Genomic DNA, 22,854 nt, shown 5'->3' with positions numbered 1-22,854 from the left:
TGTTCCCGCTTCGTGCCTATTCGGTGGTTTTCAGGTTGGTGGGGGTGCCCACGACCATGAAGAACAGGTTTTCCGGCTTGATCAGCCGCGCTGCCACGCGTTTCACATCGGCCAGCGTGACCGCATTCACCCGGTCATTCCGGGTGCGTGGATAGTCGGGCGTAAGGCCCATCATCTGCATGCCGACCAGAATCGAGGCGATGTTGGAATTGCCGTCAAACCGCAGCGGATAGGCACCGGTCATATAGGTTTTGGCGCGATCCAGCTCGTCCTCGGTCACACCCTCTTTGGCGACCTTGGCCCATTGATCCTGAATGACCTTGATCGCCTCGGCCACCTTTTCATTCGAGGCCTGAAACTGGCCCACAAGGGTTTCGGCATGGTCATAGCTGGCCAGCGAGGTGCCGATGCCATAGGTCAGCCCGCGCTTTTCGCGCACCTCTGTCATCAAGCGGGCCGAAAACCGGCCGCCACCAAGGATTTCGTTCAGCAGAACGGCAGCAAAGTAATCGGGGTCGGTAAACTTGATGCCGCCCTGCTGGAACAGCACAACCGAGGTCGGGCCGGGGAAGGGTTGCAACTTGACGCCGCCCGCATCGTTGAATGTGGCATCGCCCGGCTGGGGCGCGCCGGTTGCCGGCAGATCGGCCAAAAGCCGGTCCAGAAGCTTGCCCAGATCTTCGGGCGAAATGTCGCCAGCCGCAGACACATAAATGCGGTCGCGGGCAATCGCGGCCTTCCATGCGGCCACAACATCATCGCGGGTCAGGGCGGTCACGCTGTCAATCGTGCCGTCGCCGGTGCTGCCATAGGGGTGGCTGCCAAAGCTGCGGGCTGACAAAAGCTCACCTGCGATCTTGCCGGAATCCTCGGCAGAGGCGCGCAGATTGGCCAGAACCTGGCCTTTCACCCTGTCCACCGCATCCTGATCGAAGCGGGGGTTCACCAGCGCCTCGCGCAGCAGGGTGACCGAGGCATCGCGCTTTTCGGTCAGGAACTGGGCCGAGACGGAAACGCCATCGGCGTCAGAGCCAAAGCTGATCTTGGTGGCCAGCCCGTCGCGGGCGGCGGCAAAACCTTGCGCATCCATCGCGCCCGCGCCCTCCTCAAGCGTGGCGGTCATCAGGTTGACGGCCCCGCGCTTGGCCGGATCATCCAGCGAGGTGCCGCCCTTGAAGCGCAGCTCAAGCGCGGTGAACGGGATCGAGTGGTCTTCAACCAGCCATGCCTTGATGCCGCCCGGCGAGGTGACTTCCTTGATGGCGATTTCGGCGTTGAGTGGCAGGGCAAGAGCCAAAAGGGCCAGAGTGGTCCGCAGAAGGGAGATCATTGCGCGGCCTCTTTCGCTTTGGGCACCAGCCAGCCGGTCACGGCATGGTCGCGGTTCAACACATCACGCGCGGCGGCCATCACGTCGTCCACCGTCACCTCTTGCAGCACCTTGGGCCAGTCTTGCACGTCCTTGACGCCCAAGCCGATGGCAAGGGCCTGACCGTATTCATTGGCCTGACCTTCGGCGCTGTCCTTGGCATAGATTTCCGAGGCGCGAATCTGGGTTTTGATACGGTCAAAATCAGCCGGGTCGGGGCCATCTTTCAGGAATTTGGCCAGAACCTCGTCCATCGCCTTTTCGGCATCGGCAAGGTCAACGCCGGGAACGGGGGTGACATAAAGGCCGAAGGTGGTAGGATCGACCGAGGCGCCATCGTAGAAAGCGGCGGACCAGACCGCCTTTTTCTGCTGGAACTGCAAGGATTTGGCCAGAACAGAGCTGGTCGGGTTGCCACCCAGAAGTTCGGCCAGAATGGTTAGCGCGGCAGCGGTTTTCTGATCGCCAGCGTTCCGTTCGGGGGCCAGATAGGTACGGACCAGATAGGGTTCAGACACCCGTTCATCCGCCATGGTCAGGCGGCGTTCGGCAAGTTGCGGCGGTTCCTGCGGGCGGGCGCGGGGCTTGATGTCTTGCGACGGGGCCAGCGGGCCATAGGTTTTCTCGGCCAGTTTCAGCACGTCTTTCGGCTGCACATCGCCGGCGACCACCAGAATGGCATTGTTGGGCGCGTAATTGGCCTTGTAGAAATCCAGCGCATCCTGCCGCGACAGCTTTTCCATCTCGTGCCGCCAGCCGATGACCGGGATGCCGTAGGGATGGTTGAGGTATTGGGCGGCAGAGCGCTGCTCGGTGAACAGCGAGCCGGGGTCGCTGTCGGTGCGCTGCCCGCGCTCTTCCAGAATGACCTGACGTTCGGTTGTCACATCGTCCTCGGTCAGTTGGAGGTTGCGCATCCGGTCGGCCTCCATCGTCATCATCAACTCCAGCCGGTCGGCGGCAACGCGCTGAAAATAGGCGGTATAGTCGGATGTGGTGAAGGCGTTGTCATTGCCGCCGTTCTGTTCAACGGTGGCAGAAAATTCGCCCGCCTTCATGGTGGCGGTGCCCTGAAACATCAGATGTTCAAGGAAATGTGCGATGCCGGAATGGCCCGGCGGTTCATCGGCGGCGCCAATCCGATACCAGACCATTTGCGTGACGACGGGCGCGCGGTGATCTTCGATCACCACGATGTCGAGGCCGTTTTTCAGCTTGTAGGTGGTGACGGCATCGGCAAGCGCCGGGGTGCCAAGGGCTGCAAGGGCAAGGCAACCAAGGGTTAGGCGTCGCAACATGGGCATCCTCGGCGGGTTACTGGCATCGGCGGCCAAGCTACCCGGCAAGGGGATGGGCGCAAGCCCCGCCGGGCGGGGCCGACGCGAATGTGATTACTGTTCGCCGTCTTTGGCCGGCGGGGCAGAGGGGGTCTTGGCCCCCGCCTTGCGCCAGCGCAGCAATTCGGCCTGCTGGTTCAGCGACATCTTGCCATAGGCGTTGTAATAGACATTCACGCTGAACAGGCGCTGCAGCACGCGGCCATTGTTCTTGCGGCGGTAATCAAGGTCTTCCGAGGCCAGCGTCGGCCGGATGTTGCCATTCACGCCATAGCGCCCGGCGCGGTTGACCAAGGCGCCATCGGCTGCCGGAACGCCGCCCGCGCCCGCCGGATTGCCGCCAAGGGCAACGATGGCATCGGCATCGGGGGTTGCATCTGTGCGGTTGCCTGCGCCGGGGGTGGGCGCGGGCAGGTCAGCCAGATCTTCGGGCATCGCCAGCGGCTTTGGCGGCACGATCGAGAATTCGTCGGGGCCAGCCGTTTCACTGCGGATGTTCATCAACTGGGGCATCTTGCCAGACGAGCCGCAGCCCGCCACGGACAAAAGCGCCACGCCCGCAATCGCGAGAACCACCCGTGCCGCTGTCATGCCTGCCTCCGCCTTAGCTTTCCGCCGTCTTAGCCTATCAGGAAACCCGCGTCACGGGGTCTTTCGGCGCTTCGGTCCCGGCTTGGCGGCTTTGTTCGCCCCAGATCCGCCGGTAAACGCCACCAGACCCAGCGCACCGGCGAAAATTGCCACGTCGGCCACGTTGAACGAGAACGGATTTTCGATGCCGCAGCAGGACATGTTCAGGAAATCTGCGACATACCCATAGGCCAGCCGGTCGATCACATTGCCGATGGCCCCGCCCACCAGAACGCCCGCCGAAACCTGTGCCCATTTGCCAAAGCGATTCTGGCGCACCCAGTGGATGACCCAGGCTGAAATCACCAATGCCAGCCCGATCAAGAGCCAGCGGCCCAGATCGGCTTCGCTGTAGAACAGGCCAAAGTTCATGCCCCGATTCTCGGCCCAGCGAAAGTTCAGGAGGGGGTCGATGACATTGACCTCTCCCCGCTCTCGCAGGCCGACAAGATGAATCACCCCCAGCTTGGAGGCTTGATCCAGGGCAAGCGTGATCAGGGCGGAAAGCGCAAGCTGCCGCATGATCAGTGCCGGAAATGGCGCTGGCCGGTGAAAACCATGGCCAGCCCTTCGGCATCGGCGGCGTCGATCACGGCCTGATCGTTCATGCTGCCGCCGGGCTGGATAACGGCGGTCGCCCCCGCCGCCGCCGCGGTCAGCAGACCATCGGGGAAGGGAAAGAAGGCATCCGAGGCCACGACCGAACCGATGGTGGGAGATTGCGGCAGGCCCAGCACATCGGCCATATCCTCGGCCTTGCGCGCCGCGATGCGGGTGCTGTCCACGCGGCTCATCTGGCCCGCGCCGACGCCCACGGTGGCGCCGTCCTTCACATAGACGATGGCGTTGGATTTGACGTGTTTCGCAACTTTCCAAGCGAACAGCAGGTCGGCCAGTTCGGCCTCGGTCGGCGCGCGTTTGGTCACCACCTTCAGGTCGGCGGCTTTGATGGTGTCCACATCGCTGTCCTGCACCAGAAAGCCGCCCGCGACCTGACGGAACGCCAGATTGCCCTTGCCCGCATCGGGCAGGGCATCGGTGGTCAGAAGGCGCAGGTTTTTCTTGGCGGCAAAGATCGCGCGGGCCTCGTCACTGGCACCCGGCGCAATGACGACTTCGGTGAAGATCTTCACGATCTCTTCCGCCGTCGCGGCATCCAGCGGCTGGTTCAGCGCTACGATCCCGCCAAAGGCAGAGGTCTGGTCGCATTGATAAGCGCGCTGATAGGCCTCGGTCAGCGTCTTGCCTTGGCCCACGCCGCAGGGGTTGGCGTGTTTGATGATGGCGCAGGCGGGGCCAGCCGAAAACTCGGCCACCAGTTCGAAGGCCGCATCGGTGTCATTGATGTTGTTGTAGGACAGTTCCTTGCCCTGCCATTGCTTTGCCGTTGCCACACCGGGGCGGTTGGAGCCGTTGGTGTAGAAGGCCGCCGATTGGTGCGGGTTTTCGCCGTAGCGCAGGCCCTGCGCCAGCTTGCCCGCGAAAGAGCGGTAGCGCGGGGTGGTTTCGCCAATCGCCCCGGCCAGCCAGGTGGACACGGCGGTGTCATAGGCCGCTGTCCGCGAATAGGCGGTCAGCGCAAGGTGCTGCCGGAAGGCAAGTGGGGTGGCACCCTTGTTGGCATCCAGTTGCGCCAGAAGGTCGGCGTAATCGGCGGGGTCGGTCACCACCGCCACGAAGGCATGATTCTTGGACGCCGCGCGAATCATCGCGGGGCCGCCGATGTCGATATTCTCGATGCAGGTGTCATAATCGGCACCTTTGGCCACCGTTTCTTCGAACGGATACAGGTTCACCACCAGCAGGTCGATCGCCTCGATGCCATGGGTGTTCATCGCCGCGACGTGTTCGGCATCGTCGCGCAGGGCCAGCAGCCCGCCGTGGACCTTGGGGTGCAGTGTTTTCACCCGTCCGTCCATCATCTCGGGGAACCCCGTCACATCCGACACATCGCGCACCGGCAGGCCCGCCTCGCGGATCATCCCCGATGTGCCGCCGGTGGACAAAAGTTCCACGCCATGGGCGTGCAGTACGCGGGCAAGATCCAGCATCCCGGTCTTGTCGGAGACGGAAATCAGCGCGCGGCGGATGGCTACCAGATCGGTCATGGGCAGTTCCTCAGGCTAGAGAGGGACGGGCAGATCGTCCCGGTCAAGGTCGCGGATGGCCAGCGGAGTATCCTGTGCCTTGGCCAAGGTCCAGCCCAGCCGGGTCTCTATCCCGATGGCGCGGCCGGAAAGGACGATCTGTCGCGCAGGCCGGGGTTTCAACCGCCCCGCCTCCAGATAGACCGAGGGTTCCAGCGACAGGCGGGCGTGGCCGTCGTGGCGAAACACCCAGATCTCGCTGCTCTTCAGCACCAGCGAGACGGCGGCCCCGCCCATATCCAGTGTGGCATCGACATCGGGGTGCAGGTGAAAGCGCAGGGCAAAGGCAACGCCGGTCAGCCCCCCGCGCGTCAGCAGCCGTTCAAAGCGCAGGTTGTTGGCATGGCCTTCGGCAATCAGCGTATCGGCCCCTGCCAAGGTGCGGCCATTGGCGGAAAGGTGCAGGTCGCGGCGGTGGGTCAGGCCGTGGGTGGCGACCCAGCCGCCCTGCGCCAGATGCAGGTGAACGCCTGTCGCATCATCGCCCTGCCGGAACAGGGTAACATTGGCGCGATCTGCCAGCGCCTGTTCGCGGGCATCAAGGCGGGACGAGGAAAACCCGTCCAGCGCAAGGGTGGAATGCGAGGCGGTGGCGCGCCCCGCCTGCCGCCATTCCGCGCCAAAACTGCGACCTGACCCGCAAGACACCACCAACGGGCGGCGACCCGAGGTCAGCTCAAAGCCAAGGGTCGAGGCATGGGCATCGTGGCTGGCGCGGCCCGCCGGGGGCGCCGCAGCATCGACGATCAAAGATGTGCGTGCACCTTGCAGCCGGGCAAAGCCCATAGCGATCCCAAAGCCGCCCTGCGCCGCCGGTTTGATCCCCGCGCTTGCCAGCGCCTGATCCAGCCGTCCTTCCACCCCGCGTCCGCCACCGTGAAACCGCGCCAGCCCGCCATCGGCATGGCGCACCAGCCGCAAGGCGGGGGCGATACGGTCCAGCGCGTCGATCAGCGGTTTGGGGGGGATGCGACCCGCCTCGCTCAGCGCGCGTTCGGCCCAGCCCAGCAGGGTAAAGGCCTCCAGCAATTCCTCTGGGTTGCGGGTGGGAATGCCGCCGTCGGCATCGATTTCCTTGGCGCAATGCTGGGCAAGGGCGGTGACGGCGGGAGGAACAAGGCGGTCCATCCCGTTCAGGGCAAGGCTGGCAGAAATCAGGCCCGACAGCGCCTCGATCCGGGGCAGGCCGGGGGCAGATTGGGGCCAGCGGCGCGACAGGAACAGGGTCTGTGCGGTCAACTGGTGAAAGAACAGGTCGCTGGTGGGTTTGTCGCGCCCTTGCAGCAGGAACAGGGCGTGGTTGGTCCAGCGGATCAGGCGGCGGGCGATGAGGTCGGGCGACCAGCCGGGGCCTTTGCCATTACCATAGCGGGCGATCCAGCCCCAAAGCCAATCTTGCGCGCGGGCGCGGGCGGCCGCCCCGCCAAGGGCGGCCAGATCATCCAGCCAGGCGAAGCCGTGCAGCTCGGCCAAGAATTCGGGGTCTTGCGGCGCCAGATCCCAGATTGGCGTGCCGGGCGCCTCGATCAGTTGGCCCGCGAATTGAAAATTGCCGGCCACCAACTGCCGGCCACGGGCATAAAGGCCGATCGACCGGGGTTCTGGCTGTGCGACAAAGCTGCGCGCGCCTTGTGCCCGCAGCGCACGCCACATCGCCAGCCGATTGCCAAGGCCCGCCCGCCCCATCTGTGATTCGATCCTGCCTGATTAACCCGTTGTTTCCGGGGCTTCGTGCAATCATAGCGGGAAGGGCGCGCAATGTCACCCGGCGGGCGGCTTGCCCGGCGGGCACAATCACGTCAAAGGTGTTGGGAATTTTGAACGAGGCGTAAAGTGACCCCCATTCTGGTGACCGGCGGGGCCGGGTATATCGGCTCTCATGCCTGCAAGGTGCTGGCGCGCGAAGGGTATCTGCCGGTGACGTTCGACAGCCTTGTCACGGGCTGGTCACAGGCGGTCAAATTCGGGCCGCTGGAACAGGGTGACCTGACCGACCGGGCGCGGCTGGATGAAGTGTTTGCGCGCTGGAAGCCTGCGGCGGTGATGCACTTTGCCGCGCTGTCTCAGGTCGGCGAGGCGATGGCGCAGCCGGGGCGGTATTGGCGCAACAATGTGCAAGGCTCGCTGACACTGATCGAGGCGGCGGTCGCGGCGGGGTGCAAGGATTTCGTCTTTTCCTCGACCTGTGCGACCTATGGCGATCAGGACGGGGTGCTGCTGGATGAAGATACGCCGCAAGCCCCCCTGAACGCCTATGGCGCGTCAAAGCGCGCGATTGAGGATATGTTGCGCGATTTCGCGGCCTCTGACGGGCTTAACCATGTGATTTTCCGCTATTTCAACGTGGCGGGAGCCGACCCCGAGGCGGAGGTGGGAGAGTTTCATCAGCCTGAAACCCATCTGATTCCGCTGGTGCTGGATGCGGTGGCGGGGCGCCGCGCGGCGTTGACGGTACATGGCACCGATTACCCCACGCGCGACGGTACTGCCTTGCGCGATTATGTGCATGTGATGGATCTGGTCGAGGCGCATGTCGCGGGTCTGCGCTGGTTGCAGGACGGCAAGGGCAGCCGGGTGTTCTGCCTTGGCACCGGCACCGGTTTTACCGTGCGAGAGGTGATTGCGGCGGCCGAGGCAGTAACGGGCAAGGTGGTGCCGATCACCGATGGCCCGCGCCGGGCGGGCGATGCCGTGGCGCTGGTTTCTGGCAGCGCGCGGGCCAAGGCCGAGCTGGGGTGGCAACCGAAACGCTCCACCATGGCGCAGATGATCGAGGATGCCGCGCGCTGGCATCGCGGCAATGGCTATGGTGCCTGATGGGCCTGCCATCGCGGTTCTGATGGCGACATATAACGGAGCCGCCCATCTGGCGGAGCAATTGGACAGCATTGCAGGGCAGACCCTGCCGCCGCGCTGGCTGGTGGTCAGCGATGATGGCTCCAGTGATGCGACGCTGGCCATTGTCGCAGGCTTTGCTTCGCAGCGCCGGGGCATTACGGTGACGGTGCTGCGCGGGCCGGGGCAGGGGGCGGCTGCGAATTTTCTGCATCTGCTGGCCCATGTGCCTGCGGGTGCCGATTTTGCGGCGCTGTCGGATCAGGATGATGTCTGGCTACCGGCCAAGCTGGCCGATGGGGTGGCATTGCTGGCGGCGACGAATCTGCCCACGCTGCTGGGGGCCAGAACGCTCGTCTGTGACGAGAATTTGCAAGCTGCACACCCGTCACCGTTGTGGCGCAGGCCCTTTGGCTTTGGCCATGCGCTGGTGCAAAGTTTCGCAGGCGGAAACACTATGATGCTGAATCGGGGGGCGATTGCCCTTGCGGCAGAGGCTGCGACCGAAGCGGGGCAGGTGGTGATGCATGATTGGTGGCTGTACCAGATCATCGCGGGGGCCGGGGGGCGGGTGGTGTTCGATGCCCGCCCGCAGCTTTACTATCGCCAGCACGGCGCGAACCAGATTGGTGCCAATCGCGGACCAATCGCCAAGCTGCACCGCCTGCGGGTGCTGCTGCGCGGCGATTTCCGGCGCTGGAACGGCATCAATCTGCGGGCGCTGCGGGCATCGGCCCATCGGCTGACGCCTGAAAATCGGGCGATTTTGCAGGGGTTCGCGCAATTGCGCGACCTGCCGCTTTGGCGAAGGATTGCACAGTTTCGCCGGTTGGGCCTGTATCGGCAGGGGCCTGCGGGCACGGTCTCGCTGTGGTTGGCGGTGGCGCTGGGGCGCCTGTAGGGCGGGCTGTCGTGGACTTGCCGCAGTTGCATTGTTAAAGTCGCGCCAAATTTCGTGCCTTGGAGAGTTGGCTTGCAGATTGAAGAAACCGCCCTGCCCGGAGTGGTCATTCTGACCCCGCGCCGTTTTGGCGACGACCGTGGCTTTTTCAGCGAAGTGTGGAACCGCGAGGTGCTGAAGGCGCGCGGCATCGACATTGATTTCGTGCAGGACAACCATTCGCTGTCGCGTCAGGTCGGCACGGTCCGCGGCCTGCATTACCAGTCGCCCCCCCATGCGCAGGATAAACTGGTGCGCTGTGGCGCGGGCGCGGTGCTGGATGTGGCGGTGGATGCGCGGGCAGGATCACCCACCTATGGCAAATGGGTTGCGGTGGAGCTGTCTGCGGCCAATGGCACGCAACTTTTGATCCCCAAGGGGTTCCTGCACGGCTTTGCCACGCTGCTGCCGGATAGTGAGCTGCTATATAAATGCTCCGACGTATATGCCCCGGCCTGCGATGGCGCGGTGCATTTTGCCGACCCCGATCTGGCGATTGAGTGGGGTCTTGATCCGGCAAAGGCGGTTTTGTCCGACAAGGACCGCGCGGCGCAATCGTTCCGCGATTTCAAATCTCCGTTCACATACGAAGGCTGAGGCGATGAAACTTCTGGTTACCGGGGGCGCGGGGTTCATCGGCTCGGCAGTGGTGCGGCTGGCGGTTTCGCGCGGGCATGAGGTGGTGAACCTTGATGCGCTGACCTATGCGGCCTGTCTGGACAATGTGGCCGAGGCGGCGAAATCGAACCTCTATTCGTTCGAGCAGGCCGATATTCGCGACCGTGCGGCGCTGGACCGGATTTTCGCCACCCACCGCCCCGATGCGGTGATGCATCTGGCGGCGGAAAGCCATGTGGACCGCTCCATCGACGGGCCGTCCGATTTCATCGAAACCAATATCACCGGCACCTTCAACATGCTGGAGGCGGCGCGGACCTATTGGGTGGCTCAGGGCAAACCGGCCTCGTTCCGGTTCCATCATATTTCCACCGATGAGGTGTTCGGCAGCCTGGGCGCCGAGGGACAGTTTACCGAAGAAACCCCCTATGACCCGCGCAGCCCCTATTCGGCATCGAAAGCGGCCAGCGACCATCTGGTGCGCGCTTGGGCCGAGACCTATGGCCTGCCGGTGGTGCTGACCAATTGCTCCAACAATTACGGGCCGTTCCACTTTCCGGAAAAGCTGATTCCGGTGGTTATCCTGAACGCGCTGCATGGCCGCCCGATTCCGGTTTACGGCAAGGGCGAGAATGTGCGCGATTGGCTTTATGTCGAAGACCACGCCGACGCCCTGCTGCTGGTGGTGGAAAAGGGCGTGGTCGGCCGCAGCTATAACATCGGCGGCGAGAATGAGCGGCGCAACATCGACCTGGTGCGGACGATCTGCGCGATTCTGGACCGAAAGCGCCCCAAAGCGGCCAGCTATGCCGACCAGATCACCTTTGTCACCGACCGCCCCGGCCATGATGCGCGCTATGCGATTGACCCGACCCGGATCCGTGACGAACTGGGCTGGCGCCCCTCTGTCACCGTGGAACAGGGGTTGGAGCGCACGGTGCAGTGGTATCTCGACAATGAGGCGTGGTGGCAGCCCCTGCTGGCCCGCGCCGGTGTGGGCCAGCGGCTGGGCAAGGCGTGAGCGACCTGTTCTTCATCGCCAGCAAGACGCTTGGCATGGTGGCCCGTGCCGAGACCTGGATGGTGTTCTGCCTGACCTTTGCCACCATTGCCCTGTGGCGGGGGCGCTTGCGGGTGGCGCGGGTCTGGGGCACGGCGGCGTTCGTGCTGGTGGCGGGACTGACGGTATTTCCCTTGGGCGATCCGCTTTTGCGGGGGCTGGAGGCGCAGTATCCCGCCAACCCGCCGCTGACCAAGGTCGATGGCATCATCGTGCTGGGCGGGGCCGAAGACATCGCCCCCTATCGCCGCTGGGGCCTGCCCGCGCTGAATGACGCGGGCGAACGTGCGATCGCGGGCGCCGAACTGGCGCGGAACTTTCCGGGGGCCAAGGTGATCTACACCGGTGGTACCGCCGCCCTGACCGGAGACGATGCGCCGGGTGATCCTTCGGCCATCGTCCGGCAGGTCTGGCTGGGTCTTGGCGTTCCCGAGGACAGGATCATGGTGGAAGGGCTGTCGCGCAACACGTCGGAAAACGCGCGGTTTACCTGGGATTTGGTGCAACCTGCACCGGGGCAGACCTGGGTTCTGGTCACCTCAGCCTTTCATATGCCACGATCGATGGAGACATTCACCCGCGCCGGCTGGACCGGACTGGTGGCCTGGCCGGTCGATTACCGGTCGGGCGATTCGTGGGGTTGGCGGTTGGATGAACATCTGTCCGATCTGGATGTGGCGCTAAAGGAATATCTGGGCCTTGTGGCCTATCGGTGGGCGGGGAAGTGATGCGGCTTTTGGTGTTCGGGCAAACGGGTCAGGTGGCCCAGGAATTGCAGCGGCGGCTGCCTGCGGGCGTGGCCGCGCGGTTCCTGTCGCGCGCTGAGGCTGATCTGGCCGACCCTGCCGCTTGTGCGGCGGCGGTTGCCGGGGCCGAGGTGGATGCGGTGATCAACGCCGCCGCCTGGACCGCCGTGGACAAAGCCGAGGCTGAGGAGGCCGCGGCAACCGTGGTGAACGGCGATGCGCCCGCGGCAATGGCGCGGGCGGCGGCGGCGCGGGGCCTGCCGTTCCTGCATATTTCTACCGATTATGTGTTTGACGGGCAGGGCAAGGCGGCGTTTCGGCCCGATGATCCCGTGGCACCTTTGGGCGCCTATGGCCGGTCAAAACTGCTGGGCGAACAAGGGGTTCGCGCGGCGGGGGGCAACAGCCTGATCCTGCGCACGTCGTGGGTGTTTTCGGCCCATGGCGCGAATTTCGTGAAAACCATGCTGCGTCTGGGGGCAGAGCGCGAGGAATTGCGCGTGGTGGCCGACCAGATCGGCGGGCCGACCCCTGCCGATGCGATTGCCGATGCGCTGCTGGTTGCGGCACGGGCGATGGTGGGCGGGGCCACGGGGGGCACGCATCATTTCTCGGGTGCGCCCGATTGCAGTTGGGCTGATTTCGCCCGTGCCATCATGGCAGAGGCCGGGCTGGCGGCGCGGATCACCGATATTCCAACCTCGGCCTATCCCACGCCCGCAACGCGGCCTCCGAACAGCCGGATGGACTGTTCGGCGCTGAAAACCGCCTTTGGTATTGCACGCCCCGATTGGCGCGCGGCCTTGGCCCGCGTGATTAAAGATTTGAAGAAGGACGCATGAGCATGGAACGCAAAGGCATTATTCTGGCAGGCGGGTCGGGCACGCGGCTTTATCCGATCACCCATGCGGTGTCGAAACAGCTGATGCCGATCTATGACAAGCCGATGATCTATTATCCGCTGACGGTCTTGATGCTGGCGGGCATCCGGCAGATTGCCATGATCACCACGCCGCAGGATCAGGACGCCTTCCGCCGCGCGCTGGGCGATGGCAGCCAGTGGGGCATCAGCCTGACCTATATCACCCAAGCCAGCCCCGATGGTCTGGCGCAGGCCTATACCTTGGCCGAGGATTTTCTTGCCGGTGCGCCGTCTTGCATGGTGTTGGGCGACAACATCTTTTTCGGCCACGGCCTGCCCGACATGCTGATGGCGGCAAGTGCGCAAGAGGTGGGTGGCACGGTATTCGGCTATCACGTCGCCGACCCGGAACGCTATGGCGTGGTCGATTTCGACGCGGATGGCCGGGTGCGGTCGATCATCGAAAAGCCGAAAGCGCCGCCCTCGAACTATGCTGTGACGGGGCTGTATTTCCTTGACGGGCGCGCGCCGGAACTGGCGCGGAAGGTCAAGCCGTCGGACCGCGGAGAGCTGGAGATCACCAGCCTGTTGGAGCTGTATCTGGCCGAAGGTGCCTTGCGGGTGGAAAAGATGGGTCGGGGGTTTGCTTGGCTGGACACCGGCACCCATGACAGCCTGCTGGACGCGGGAATCTTCGTGCGCACCCTGCAAAAGCGGCAGGGGATGCAGACCGGCTGCCCGGAAGAAGTGGCCTACGGCAAGGGCTGGATTTCGGCGGCAGAGTTGCGGGCGGTGGCGGACAAGCTGTCGAAGAACGATTACGGTCGGCACCTGCGCTCGATTCTGGACGAGCGGTAAACGGCCCCCTCCCCTTTGGCAGAGGGAGGTGCTCTGTGCTGCCTAGCGCAGCCAAGGCGGTTGGCGACCCAGCATCAGATGATCGTGGTGTTCAATCGCCTTGGCGATTCGCGCATAGTAAAACAACCGCCCATCCTCCAGCACCGCGCCCGCCGTGCAAAGATCGCGTAAAAGCGGCATCGAGTGGGACACGATCACCGCGCCTGCGGTTTGCAGCCGTTGCCGCAGGATCGCGCTGCTTTTGCGGGCAAAGGCGCCGTCGCCCACCGCCGTGACCTCATCAATCAGGTAGGTATCGAACGGCACCGCCATGGAAATGCCAAAGGCCAGACGGGCGCGCATTCCTGACGAATAGCTGCGGATCGGCAGGTGAAAATGTGGGCCGAGGCCCGCGAAATCCTGCACGAAATCAAGCGCCTGATCGGTATCGACGCCGTAGATACGGGCGACGAACCGGGTGTTTTGCGCCCCGGTCATGTCGGCGTGAAAGCTGCCGGCAAAGCCAACAGGCGAGGAAATCGTGCCATCCAAGGTGATGCGCCCCGCATCGGGCTGCAAGGTGCCTGCCAGCATCGACAGCAGGCTGGATTTGCCCGCACCATTTCGCCCCAACAGGCCCACCGATAGCCCGGTGGGAAAGGTGAAATTCAGGTTCCGCGCCACGGTTTTCTGCGTGCCGTCAAGGCGGAAGGTTTTCTGCACGCCCTCCAGCCTGATCATCGCCGGTCGCGCAGGCTGTAATAGATCAGCAGGGCAATGCCCCACAGCAGCAGGGAAAAGCCAAGAACCATGCCGGTCAGGGTGATGCGGCGGGGATATTCGGCGGTTTCGGCCAGCGTGGGGGTAACATAGGTGGCCAGATAGCGGCTTTTGCGCTGGGCTTCGGCGCGGGCATTGTCATAGGCGGTCAGGGCCGCGACATAGGCGCGCTCGGCAAATTCACGTTCAACGCCAAGACGTTCGAACTCTCCCAGTTTGGTGGAATAGGTGTCGCCCTCACCGCCAAAGCGGGCGCGCTCCTGCGCGATCAACTGGTCGATCACCTCGATCCGCCGCTGCGCATTGGTGACGCGCGGGTCGCTGGGCTGCGCGGTCGCGCTGACAAGGTTCAGTTCGACCATCGCGGCGGCCATTTGCGCCTCCAGTGTGTGAACGATGCCCATCTGGCCGCGGATGTCATCGGAGGGATCGACGATCTGGCTGGTGGAGCGGAACTGCGTCAGCGCCACGCGGGCGGCGGACAGACGGGTTGTCGCCTGATCCAGATCGGCCTTGGCATAGCGGGTGGCGTCAGTGCGGGCTACCTCGGTCAAGGCATTGATCTTGGCCGATGATTCCTCGATCACCGCTTGCACCACGGCCTGCGCCTCGGCGGCGGTGAAGGCATGGGCCGACACCTCGATCAGGCCGGTGGAATGATCATAATCGACCGTCACGACACGCTGCCAGAAGCGGGTCAGCCCCTCAACCGATGCGGCGGGATCAAGGCCGAATACCGGATCTCCGGGCGCTGTAAAAAGCTGGCGCAGGTTCAGCCGGGCATCGATGCGCTGCGCCATTTCCTGACTTTGGATGTATTCGTAAAGGATGTTGCTGTCGGATGCGACCGTTGCCGATACGCTGGTCAAGCCCGAAAGCCCCGACAGCATTCCCAGCGCAGTCGAGGTTTCCTCGGACCGCACGGCGAACCCGGCGGAGGAGGCGAACTGATCCTGCGCCACGCCGTACAGATAGCCGCCCGTCATCAGCGTGGGCAGGGCGACGCAGGCCAGAAACCCGCCCGCCATGCCCCAATGCCTGCGGCGCAGACGGGCTGGGTGGGCAAGGCCGGGCAGGGCCGTGGCGGGGGAAAGTGGGGTGATCGCGTTCAACGGGGTCTGCCTTCTGCCAGAAACCTGCGGCACAGGCTGCGGGCAAAAGGTGGATAAACCATAAATTAGGACAGGCATGATGTTCTGGCCCTGTTCCAGAAGGGGCCAACCATGTCCGCACGCCGATTTGCCACCATAAGATCCGTCACCGCGCTGATGCTGCGCGAGATGGGGTCAACCTATGGCCGCTCTCCCGGCGGGTATCTTTGGATGGTGATTGATCCGGTGGCTGGGGTGGCACTGCTGACGCTGGTGTTTTCACTGTTCCTGTACACACCGCCGCTGGGCCGCGATTTTGCGCTGTTTTATGCGACCGGATTGCTGCCCTTTACCTATTATACCGAGGTGTCGGCCAAGATCGGGCAGTCGATCCGCGCGGTCAGGCCGCTGCTGGCCTATCCGTCGGTGACCTATCTGGACGCGATTCTGGCAAGGTTCTTCTTGAACACGCTGACCAGTCTGATGGTGTTCCTGCTGCTGATCCTTGGCATCCTCGGGTTGTCGGGCGAAGTTGTTCACTTGCGCACGGCTAGGTTGCTGGACGGGTTCGGGATGCTGGCGGTGATGGCGCTGGGGTTTGGGGCGCTGAACTGTTTTCTGTTCGGCCTTTTCCCGGTGTGGGAGCGGGTGTGGAACATCCTTAACCGCCCGCTGTTCATGGTGTCTGGGGTGTTCTTCCTGGTCGATCAGATGCCGCAGCCGATGCGGGGCTTGCTGATGCTGAACCCGCTGACCCATGCACTGGCCGAGGTGCGTGCAGGGATTTATGCCACCTATGATGCGCCCTTCGTGCAGCCGGTCTATCCCTATGCGGTCGGGCTGGTGGCGTTGTTCTTCGGGCTTTTGCTGCTGAACCGGCATCACCGTTTCCTGGCGATCGAAGGGGCATGATGGAAACGAAGCATAAACATTTACCCTGATAGGGTCTGAGTCGTCGGTTCCAGAAGGGGCTTTGGAATGAAGATGGCAGAAGGGCTGGGGCGCTTGCGGGCGTTTGTGCGGGCGATGGCTTTGGGCGGGGCAGAGCGGCGGTATCGCCGGGCGGTTCTGCGCAGCGGGCTTTTTGACAGGGCGTTTTATCGCGGGGCCTATCCGGGGCTGAACCCGATCTATCGCCGGTTTCCCGAAAACCACTTCATCGTTCATGGTGAGGGGATGGGCTATCGCCCCAACCCCGATTTCGTGCCCCATGACTATTTGCGGCTGAACCCCGATGTGGCGGCTGCGGGCCTGCGACCGTTCCTGCATTTCGTGACCATCGGCCATGCCGAGGGGCGCCCGATGCGTGATGTCTCTCCCAAAGAGGTGTTGCCTGCCATCGAGATGCCGGTGCTGCGGCTGGATCCGGCACGCGCCAAGGCAGAGCAGGCCATTGTGGTGCATGTGTTCTACCCCGACCTGTGGCCAGAGTTTCGTAGCATCCTGCGCGGGATCGAGGTGGGCTATGACCTGTTTGTGACGCTGACTTGGCGCGGGGAGGAGTCTGATCGACTGAAAGCGCTGATCCAGAAGGATTTTCCGCGCGCGACCGTGGTGGCGGTGCCGAACCGGGGGCGCGACATCCTGCCATTCCTCCATCTGGTCAATGCTGGTGTGCTGGACGGCTATCGTGCGGTGGCCAAGCTGCACAGCAAGAAATCGCCGCATCGGGTAGATGGCGATCAGTGGCGGCGGCATCTGATCCGGGGGATTTTGCCGGAAAACGGGCTGGCCACACGGTTGGCGGCGTTTCTGGCCGATGATCAGGCCGGGATCTGGGTGGCCGACGGGCAGCATTTCAAGGGGGCTGCATGGTGGGGATCAAACCTTGCCTGTGCGCGTCAGCTTCTCGCGCGGATCGAGGTGGGGGTCGAGGCAGAGGCGTTGGCCTTTCCAGCAGGCTCTATCTACTGGCTGAAACCATTGGTCGTGGGGCTGCTGAAATCGCTGCGCCTGACGCCTCAGATGTTCGAGGAAGAGGCGGGCCAGTTGGATGGCACGCTGGCCCATGCGGTCGAACGGGCGCTGGGCTATCTGGCGGCCTCGGCCGGATTGCAGGTGCGGCAGGCGTCAGAAGTGGTGGCGCGGCCCGCAGCGCAACGGGTGCGACCGCGGCTGGTCTCGGCGTTCTACTTGCCACAGTTTCATCCTGTGCCGGAAAATGACGCCTGGTGGGGGCGTGGCTATACCGAGTGGCGCGCGGCGATTGCGGCGCCCTCGTGCTATGCGGGGCATCTGCAACCGATGCTGCCCGCCGATCTGGGGTTCTACGACCTGCGCGCCACAGAGGTGATGGGCGCGCAGGCGGCGCTGGCGCGGCAGGCCGGAGTGGATGCGTTCTGCGTCTATCACTACTGGTTCGACGGGCGGCAAGTGCTGGATGCACCCTTGCGCGGGCTGTTGCGCCGTCCCGAAGTGGAATTTCCGTTCTACCTGTGTTGGGCCAATGAAAGCTGGCGGCGCAACTGGGACGGGCTGTCGGGCGAGGTTTTGTTGAACCAAAGCTATGCCCCGGGGTTCGAGGCGGCTCTGGCCGAAAACCTCGCGCGCTACATGCGCGATCCGCGTTATTTGCGCCCCGATGGCAGGCGTCCCCGGCTGATGATCTATCGCCCAGAGGACCTGCCCGACCCTGCTGCCAATGTGGCGCGGCTGCGCGACGCGCTGCGCGGGTTGGGTGTGGGCGAGGTGGAACTGGGCGCAGTCAGCTTCCATATCGCGGGGCCGCAGGTGGTGGTGGCGGATGTGTTTGATTTCTGGGTGGAAATGCCGCCGCATGGGTTGGTGACTGCCGAGGATTACCTGTTCGGCGGCCCGCAGGGCAACCGGATGCCGGTGCCGGTCAGCGCCGGGTTTCGTGGGCTGGTCTATGATTATGCGCGGGTTGCCGCCCGGGCGGTTTCGCCCGAATATCGCGCGGGCCTGCCCGCCAATACCATTGCAGGCATCATGCCGGGCTGGGACAATACCGCCCGGCGCGGCATGGCCGCCCATATCGCCTACGGTGCCCATCCCGGCAGCTTCCGGGTCTGGTTGCGGGCGCTGATGCGCGAGGGCCTGGCCGGCTCCTACCGGCAGGAACTGTTCATCAACGCGTGGAATGAATGGGGCGAAAAGGCGGTGATGGAGCCGAGCCAGACTTTTGGCGACCTTTGTCTACAGGTGCTGGCAGAGGCGACGATGGCTGAAAACATGCACAGGGCAACGGCGGCAGGCGACGGTGGGCAGTCAATGCCCCGATGGGCGACGGCATAGGGGGCGGGCATGGCGCGGGTTGTCCTGCATATCGGTACACACAAGACGGCGACCACCACATTGCAAGAGACGTTTCGGCTGAACGCCGGGCATCTGGCGCGGCATGGGCTGATCTATCCGCAGATTGATGCGCGCCACAGCGGTCACCATGGGCTGGTGACCGATTGGAATCCGCTGCCGGCTGTCTATCATCTGCCCGGCGGGTCTGTGGCGGCGCTGCGGGGAATTGCGGCGGCACATGCCGCGGGTGAGGCGACGGTTCTGTTGAGCAGCGAAGAGTTTTCGCGCGGGGCTAAGGGCACCTGCGTTGATTTTGCAGCGGTGCGTGCAGCGCTGGCCGGGTTTGACCGGATAGAGGTGGTTTGTGTCCTGCGCGAGCAGTGGCGGTTTTTGCAGTCGGTCTATGTCGAGGTGTCGAAGACCCGCCCGCCGCGCCGCCCGCCCGACCTTTTGGCCGAGGCATTGGCGGGCGACATGACCGAGGGGCTTTGGCTGGATTATAACCTGCTTTACGATCACCTGCTGACGGCCTTTGCGCCTGAGGAAATCAGCTTTCTCGACTTTGATCAGGCGGTGCGGGCCGAGGGCGGGATTGTGGGCCACCTGCTGGCGCATCTGGGTTGCGCGCCCGGTCCGCTGCAAATGGCGGTCGAGGGACAGGCGAACCGCTCGGCCCCGCCGTTGCCGGTCTGGGGTGCCAATCTGATCGCCGAACCCTATGCTGCGCCCGATTGGCTGGTGCAGGCCATGCTGGGCGGGTTCGAGGCAGAGACCGGTCGCCTCGCCAGCGCCGGTTGTCTGTGGAGCCGGGCCGAGATGCTGCGCCTGCTGGCCTATGCCGCTCCGCGCAACGCCCGGCTGGCGGCACGTCTGGCGCCGATGCAGCCCGGATTTGCCGTCACCGCCAGCGCCCCGCCCCCGGATGCCATCCACCGCGAAGACATCTCGCCGGGGTTCTGGATGCGGGGCGCGCGTTGGATGTTCGCGGCCCAGGGCCGCAAGACGATGCAGGCAGCCTAGGGGCGGCGCAGGGTTGCGGATCGTTGCGAGGGTGTTGAGGGCGGGGCGCTCGTCGGCAAGCCGCACTGAAGATGGCAATGCAGGGTTGCGGGTCGGATATGGCTGCGGCCCTGCGGGACTTTGTGACCGGGGAGTCGGCGAAATTGACTGCGGCAAAAGCACCTGGCAGCAGAGGTCTGGCGCCAGACCCATAGCAGACAAGCGCCGCCCATGATGTGCCACCCAAAAATCCCCTGGCCTCTGAAAGCGTTGATCTGAAGCACTTGGCCCGAAAACATCACGCTGAAAGCAAGGGCATCAAACATCATGCCAACCGCCCGGCAAGTGTAACGGCTTCGCCGAAGGGTGCAGGGGGCAATGGTGCAAGGGTCAATGGTGCGCTGGGCCGTGCGCCTTGTTGTCTGGGGCAAGGTGGTCGGGGCATGTGGCCGCCTTTGACCAAGGCCCGCATCGCTTAGTGACTTTGCGATCACGGCTGGCAGAGACAGAAGGTCTGCCTTTCGCTTATTACACCGATTGTTCAGCGGGCCAGCGCAGGCAGGTTTGCAGGGTGACGGCGGTTTCTTCGCCGGGTGGCAGGGTGAAATCCCACGCAAGGATGCCGTGCTGCCCGTCAACATTGGTCGTGCTGGGGGCAGGATCGGCGGTGAAGGGTGATCTGCAAATCCGCTTGTTCGGAATAGGGCACCTGATCCAGAAGGTGGATCGGCCAGCTTTCCTGCGTCAGATTCCTGATCTTCAGCACCGCCGTCTCGGTCCGCTCGGTATCGGAAGACAGGAGGCCACGGTCGCCTTCGTTGCGGGTGGGCATGTCGCGGGTCAGCAGCAGCCCCTCGATTGCGCCAAAACCGATGGAGGTTTCGGCGCCGGGGCAAGTTTGCCCAGCCAGACCGACCCCACCAGATTGCCGTCGCGCAGCAACAAGGCCTGACCGGGCAGCAGGATTTCCGGCGAAGGATTGACAAAACGGGCGACGACGAAGGCCGTCGCATCCTGGCGCGGCACGGCATTGGCCTGCACCTGCGGTTCGGTTGTGATCTGGCCAAAGGCAAGGCGGAGGTTTTCAGCACCAGAGGCAACATCGACCGGATCGGGGTAGGTATAGATGACCAGATCGCCCTGCATTGTGGGCTGCACGATTATGGGTTCAGACACCGGGGTGGCTTCGTCAATCGCACCTGCGGCCATACGCTCTTTCGCGCTTTCTTCGGGGTCGAACAGGCGGCGAAGCTCTGGGTAGAGGGGCGAAGGGGCGGCCTGCGCAGCCTCGGCGCGGGCGGCCAATGCGGCCTGTTTAGCGGCCAGAACGCCGCTGCGACGGTCTGGGCCGGGGTCATGATGTCTGCGGGAAGGGACAGGCGGTCGGTGTGCAGCGACCAGGCCCCGATGCTGACACCGTGAGAGGCGGACAGCCGGATCGGCCTGGCATCGATCTGGGCCGGAAGGTCGGCGATGACCACCCGATGACGGCCCGGGGCAGCGGTAAAGACCACATCGCGGGTGACCTGCGCGCCCTCATCATACACCGTGACCTGCGTGATATGGCCGTTGGCGGCCAAAGTATCGCCAACGGCGGGCGATGCGAGGAGGGTGAGCAAGGCAAGAAAGCGCATGACTGGTCCTTTCACTGTTAGGGGGCAGAGCGACGGTGCGCGCGGCGGCAGGCAAGTAGGGTGCTGGAACCGGGGTCATCTGCCGCCAGTCGGTCATGTGGCCGCCCTTGTTCTGCCCTGCGGGGCTGTCAAATGGCGGGCAATAGCCGGGCGTTGCGCGATCACGCAATGGTGCGGCCCCGGCCCGGTCTAACCGGCGTAGGGTAACTGTGTTGAACGGAGCGGGACCGATGCACCACCTTTTTGCCTCTCTGGCGTTGATTATCGCAGGGTTGTTTTCAGGCCCGATGGCTATGGCTGCCGAGCCGGTGCAAAGCTATGACGACAGCGAGGATGAGGGCGAAGATGCCCTGCTGACCGAGGCGCGCGACAGCCTGCAACGCGGCAATCCGGCTGTGGCGGTGACGCTGATGTGCCGTCTGACCGCGCATAACCCAGAGGATGCGTTGGCCTGGGCCATGCTGGCAGAAGCGCATGAGGCGTTGGGCCAGCGCGGCGAAGCAGAAGAGGCGCGGGCGCGGGTTTAAGCCGGATAGTGCGAGGCGCGAGGCGCATCCGGGTGGGTTCTTGATCTCACTACACTGGCACAAAAGAAAACGCCCCCGAAGGCCGGGGGCGCTTTGAAACTATCAGCGGTGGATCAGCCCTTTTTCAGGCAGCGGTTGCCCAGCACTTCGGCGATCTGCACCGCGTTCAGGGCTGCGCCTTTGCGCAGGTTATCCGACACGCACCACAGCGAGATTCCGTTGTCGATGGTGCTGTCCTGACGGACGCGGCTGACGAAGGTGGCATAGTCGCCCACGCATTCGACCGGGGTGACATAGCCACCGGCCTCACGCTTGTCGACCAGCATGACACCCGGGGCCTCGCGCAGAATGTCTTGCGCCTCTTGCCAGTCCAGCGGCTCTTCGAACTCGATGTTGATCGCTTCGGAATGGCCGACGAAAACCGGCACGCGCACGCAAGTGGCCGTGACCTTGATCTTGGGATCAAGGATCTTTTTCGTTTCGGCCACCATCTTCCATTCTTCCTTGGTCGAACCATCGTCCAGGAAAACGTCGATATGCGGAATCACGTTGAAGGCGATCTGCTTGGAGAACTTTTTCGGGGCCACTTCCTGACCGGGGACATAAAGACCCTTGGTCTGGTCCCACAGCTCGTCAATGCCTTCCTTGCCGGCGCCGGACACCGACTGATAGGTCGCCACCACCACGCGCTTGATGCGGGCGCGGTCATGCAGCGGCTTCAGCGCCACGACCATCTGCGCGGTCGAGCAGTTGGGGTTGGCGATGATGTTCTTGGCCTTGTAGCCATCGACGGCCTCGGCATTCACCTCTGGCACGACCAGCGGAACCTGCGGGTCATAGCGGTAGAGCGACGAGTTATCGATCACCACGCAGCCCGCTGCAGCGGCCTTGGGCGCGTAAACCTTGGTCGCATCCGACCCCACGGCGAACAGCGCAATGTCCCAGCCGGTGAAATCGAAAGTGTCGAGGTCTTTGGTCTTGAGAGTCTTGTCGCCAAAGCTGACTTCAGTGCCCAAGGATTTGCGCGATGCCAGCGCAGCAATCTCGTCCACCGGGAACTCGCGCTCGGCGAGGATGTTCAGCATTTCGCGGCCCACGTTGCCCGTGGCACCCGCGACGACGACCTTATAGCCCATCGGGGTCTCTCCTTAACCGTTCCTGACCGTCAGGAACGGGGCCTGTTAGCG

23 protein-coding genes are annotated in these 22,854 nt (G+C 63.9%); 11 read left to right on the top strand and 12 right to left on the bottom strand.

Annotated features, from left to right (window positions below; genetic code table 11):
- Positions 1-16: 16 nt before the first annotated feature.
- The 6 genes from JI744_RS16065 to JI744_RS16040 form a co-directional block, all read right to left on the bottom strand.
- The gene (locus JI744_RS16065; RefSeq protein ID WP_202662161.1) at positions 17-1,330 is read right to left on the bottom strand and encodes a M16 family metallopeptidase; all 1,314 of its coding nucleotides are present in this window, start codon (positions 1,328-1,330) and stop codon (positions 17-19) included.
- On the bottom strand, positions 1,327-2,667 hold the full coding sequence (locus JI744_RS16060; protein ID WP_202662160.1) for a M16 family metallopeptidase: 1,341 nt from the start codon (positions 2,665-2,667) through the stop codon (positions 1,327-1,329). Before JI744_RS16060 ends, JI744_RS16065 begins: the two co-directional genes overlap by 4 nt.
- A gap of 93 nt (positions 2,668-2,760) precedes the next feature.
- Entirely contained in the window at positions 2,761-3,297 is a 537-nt protein-coding gene (locus JI744_RS16055; protein WP_202662159.1) for a DUF3035 domain-containing protein, read from the bottom strand.
- Positions 3,298-3,348: 51 nt separating this feature from the next.
- On the bottom strand, positions 3,349-3,858 hold the full coding sequence (gene lspA / locus JI744_RS16050) for a signal peptidase II (protein WP_202662158.1): 510 nt from the start codon (positions 3,856-3,858) through the stop codon (positions 3,349-3,351).
- 2 nt (positions 3,859-3,860) lie between these two features.
- Positions 3,861-5,444, bottom strand: a complete 1,584-nt coding sequence (gene purH / locus JI744_RS16045; RefSeq protein ID WP_202662157.1) for a bifunctional phosphoribosylaminoimidazolecarboxamide formyltransferase/IMP cyclohydrolase — start codon at positions 5,442-5,444, stop codon at positions 3,861-3,863.
- Positions 5,445-5,459: 15 nt separating this feature from the next.
- Positions 5,460-7,169 (bottom strand): heparinase II/III family protein, encoded by a 1,710-nt coding sequence (locus JI744_RS16040; RefSeq protein WP_202662156.1) that lies wholly within the window; start codon positions 7,167-7,169, stop codon positions 5,460-5,462.
- Between the two features lie 147 nt (positions 7,170-7,316).
- Here JI744_RS16040 and galE point away from each other — a divergent pair, with 147 nt between their 5' ends.
- From galE to rfbA, 7 genes are all read left to right on the top strand, one after another.
- Positions 7,317-8,300 (top strand): UDP-glucose 4-epimerase GalE, encoded by a 984-nt coding sequence (galE, locus tag JI744_RS16035; protein ID WP_202662155.1) that lies wholly within the window; start codon positions 7,317-7,319, stop codon positions 8,298-8,300.
- The gene (locus JI744_RS16030; RefSeq protein WP_236019497.1) at positions 8,260-9,219 is read left to right on the top strand and encodes a glycosyltransferase family 2 protein; all 960 of its coding nucleotides are present in this window, start codon (positions 8,260-8,262) and stop codon (positions 9,217-9,219) included. The genes galE and JI744_RS16030 overlap by 41 nt, the downstream gene beginning before the upstream one ends.
- A 72-nt stretch (positions 9,220-9,291) precedes the next feature.
- Positions 9,292-9,855 carry a dTDP-4-dehydrorhamnose 3,5-epimerase gene (rfbC, locus tag JI744_RS16025; protein ID WP_202662154.1) on the top strand — a complete coding sequence of 188 codons (564 nt, stop codon included), beginning with the start codon at positions 9,292-9,294 and terminating at the stop codon, positions 9,853-9,855.
- A 4-nt stretch (positions 9,856-9,859) separates the two neighbouring features.
- Positions 9,860-10,897: a dTDP-glucose 4,6-dehydratase gene (gene rfbB, locus JI744_RS16020; protein ID WP_202662153.1), complete on the top strand. Its 1,038-nt coding sequence runs from the start codon at positions 9,860-9,862 to the stop codon at positions 10,895-10,897.
- Complete coding sequence (locus tag JI744_RS16015) at positions 10,894-11,664, top strand: YdcF family protein (RefSeq protein WP_202662152.1); 771 nt, start codon at positions 10,894-10,896, stop codon at positions 11,662-11,664. The genes rfbB and JI744_RS16015 overlap by 4 nt, the downstream gene beginning before the upstream one ends.
- Positions 11,664-12,524 (top strand): dTDP-4-dehydrorhamnose reductase, encoded by an 861-nt coding sequence (gene rfbD / locus JI744_RS16010; RefSeq protein WP_202662151.1) that lies wholly within the window; start codon positions 11,664-11,666, stop codon positions 12,522-12,524. Before JI744_RS16015 ends, rfbD begins: the two co-directional genes overlap by 1 nt.
- Positions 12,521-13,402 (top strand): glucose-1-phosphate thymidylyltransferase RfbA, encoded by an 882-nt coding sequence (gene rfbA / locus JI744_RS16005; RefSeq protein ID WP_202662150.1) that lies wholly within the window; start codon positions 12,521-12,523, stop codon positions 13,400-13,402. The genes rfbD and rfbA overlap by 4 nt, the downstream gene beginning before the upstream one ends.
- Before the next feature lie 42 nt (positions 13,403-13,444).
- Here rfbA and JI744_RS16000 read toward each other — a convergent pair whose 3' ends face one another.
- On the bottom strand, positions 13,445-14,122 hold the full coding sequence (locus JI744_RS16000) for an ABC transporter ATP-binding protein (protein WP_202662149.1): 678 nt from the start codon (positions 14,120-14,122) through the stop codon (positions 13,445-13,447).
- On the bottom strand, positions 14,119-15,273 hold the full coding sequence (locus tag JI744_RS15995) for a sugar transporter (RefSeq protein ID WP_236019496.1): 1,155 nt from the start codon (positions 15,271-15,273) through the stop codon (positions 14,119-14,121). Before JI744_RS15995 ends, JI744_RS16000 begins: the two co-directional genes overlap by 4 nt.
- A gap of 111 nt (positions 15,274-15,384) precedes the next feature.
- Between JI744_RS15995 and JI744_RS15990 the strand changes: the two genes are divergently transcribed.
- The 3 genes from JI744_RS15990 (at position 15,385) to JI744_RS15980 (ending at position 19,527) form a co-directional block, all read left to right on the top strand.
- On the top strand, positions 15,385-16,164 hold the full coding sequence (locus tag JI744_RS15990; RefSeq protein WP_202662148.1) for an ABC transporter permease: 780 nt from the start codon (positions 15,385-15,387) through the stop codon (positions 16,162-16,164).
- A gap of 72 nt (positions 16,165-16,236) precedes the next feature.
- A complete protein-coding gene (locus tag JI744_RS15985; RefSeq protein ID WP_202662228.1) occupies positions 16,237-18,507 on the top strand; it encodes a glycoside hydrolase family 99-like domain-containing protein in 2,271 nt (756 codons plus the stop codon).
- Positions 18,508-18,516: 9 nt separating this feature from the next.
- Positions 18,517-19,527 (top strand): hypothetical protein, encoded by a 1,011-nt coding sequence (locus JI744_RS15980; protein WP_202662147.1) that lies wholly within the window; start codon positions 18,517-18,519, stop codon positions 19,525-19,527.
- A 613-nt stretch (positions 19,528-20,140) separates the two neighbouring features.
- Here JI744_RS15980 and JI744_RS15975 read toward each other — a convergent pair.
- The 3 genes from JI744_RS15975 to JI744_RS15965 are packed head-to-tail and all read right to left on the bottom strand — an operon-like array spanning position 20,141 to position 21,140.
- The gene (locus JI744_RS15975) at positions 20,141-20,380 is read right to left on the bottom strand and encodes a DUF4139 domain-containing protein (RefSeq protein WP_328757455.1); all 240 of its coding nucleotides are present in this window, start codon (positions 20,378-20,380) and stop codon (positions 20,141-20,143) included.
- Positions 20,347-20,682 (bottom strand): hypothetical protein, encoded by a 336-nt coding sequence (locus JI744_RS15970; protein WP_202662146.1) that lies wholly within the window; start codon positions 20,680-20,682, stop codon positions 20,347-20,349. The genes JI744_RS15975 and JI744_RS15970 overlap by 34 nt, the downstream gene beginning before the upstream one ends.
- Positions 20,667-21,140, bottom strand: a complete 474-nt coding sequence (locus JI744_RS15965; RefSeq protein WP_202662145.1) for a DUF4140 domain-containing protein — start codon at positions 21,138-21,140, stop codon at positions 20,667-20,669. Before JI744_RS15965 ends, JI744_RS15970 begins: the two co-directional genes overlap by 16 nt.
- Before the next feature lie 230 nt (positions 21,141-21,370).
- Here JI744_RS15965 and JI744_RS15960 point away from each other — a divergent pair, with 230 nt between their 5' ends.
- Positions 21,371-21,667 (top strand): hypothetical protein, encoded by a 297-nt coding sequence (locus tag JI744_RS15960; protein WP_202662144.1) that lies wholly within the window; start codon positions 21,371-21,373, stop codon positions 21,665-21,667.
- Between the two features lie 113 nt (positions 21,668-21,780).
- Here JI744_RS15960 and JI744_RS15955 read toward each other — a convergent pair whose 3' ends face one another.
- On the bottom strand, positions 21,781-22,803 hold the full coding sequence (locus tag JI744_RS15955) for an aspartate-semialdehyde dehydrogenase (protein WP_202662143.1): 1,023 nt from the start codon (positions 22,801-22,803) through the stop codon (positions 21,781-21,783).
- Between the last annotated feature and the right edge of the window lie 51 nt (positions 22,804-22,854).

This window comes from Fuscibacter oryzae (assembly GCF_016765795.1).
GTDB classification, from domain to species: domain Bacteria; phylum Pseudomonadota; class Alphaproteobacteria; order Rhodobacterales; family Rhodobacteraceae; genus Fuscibacter; species Fuscibacter oryzae.
The sequence above is the reverse complement of the archived record's forward strand: the minus strand, read 5'-3'. Positions and strand labels throughout refer to the sequence as shown.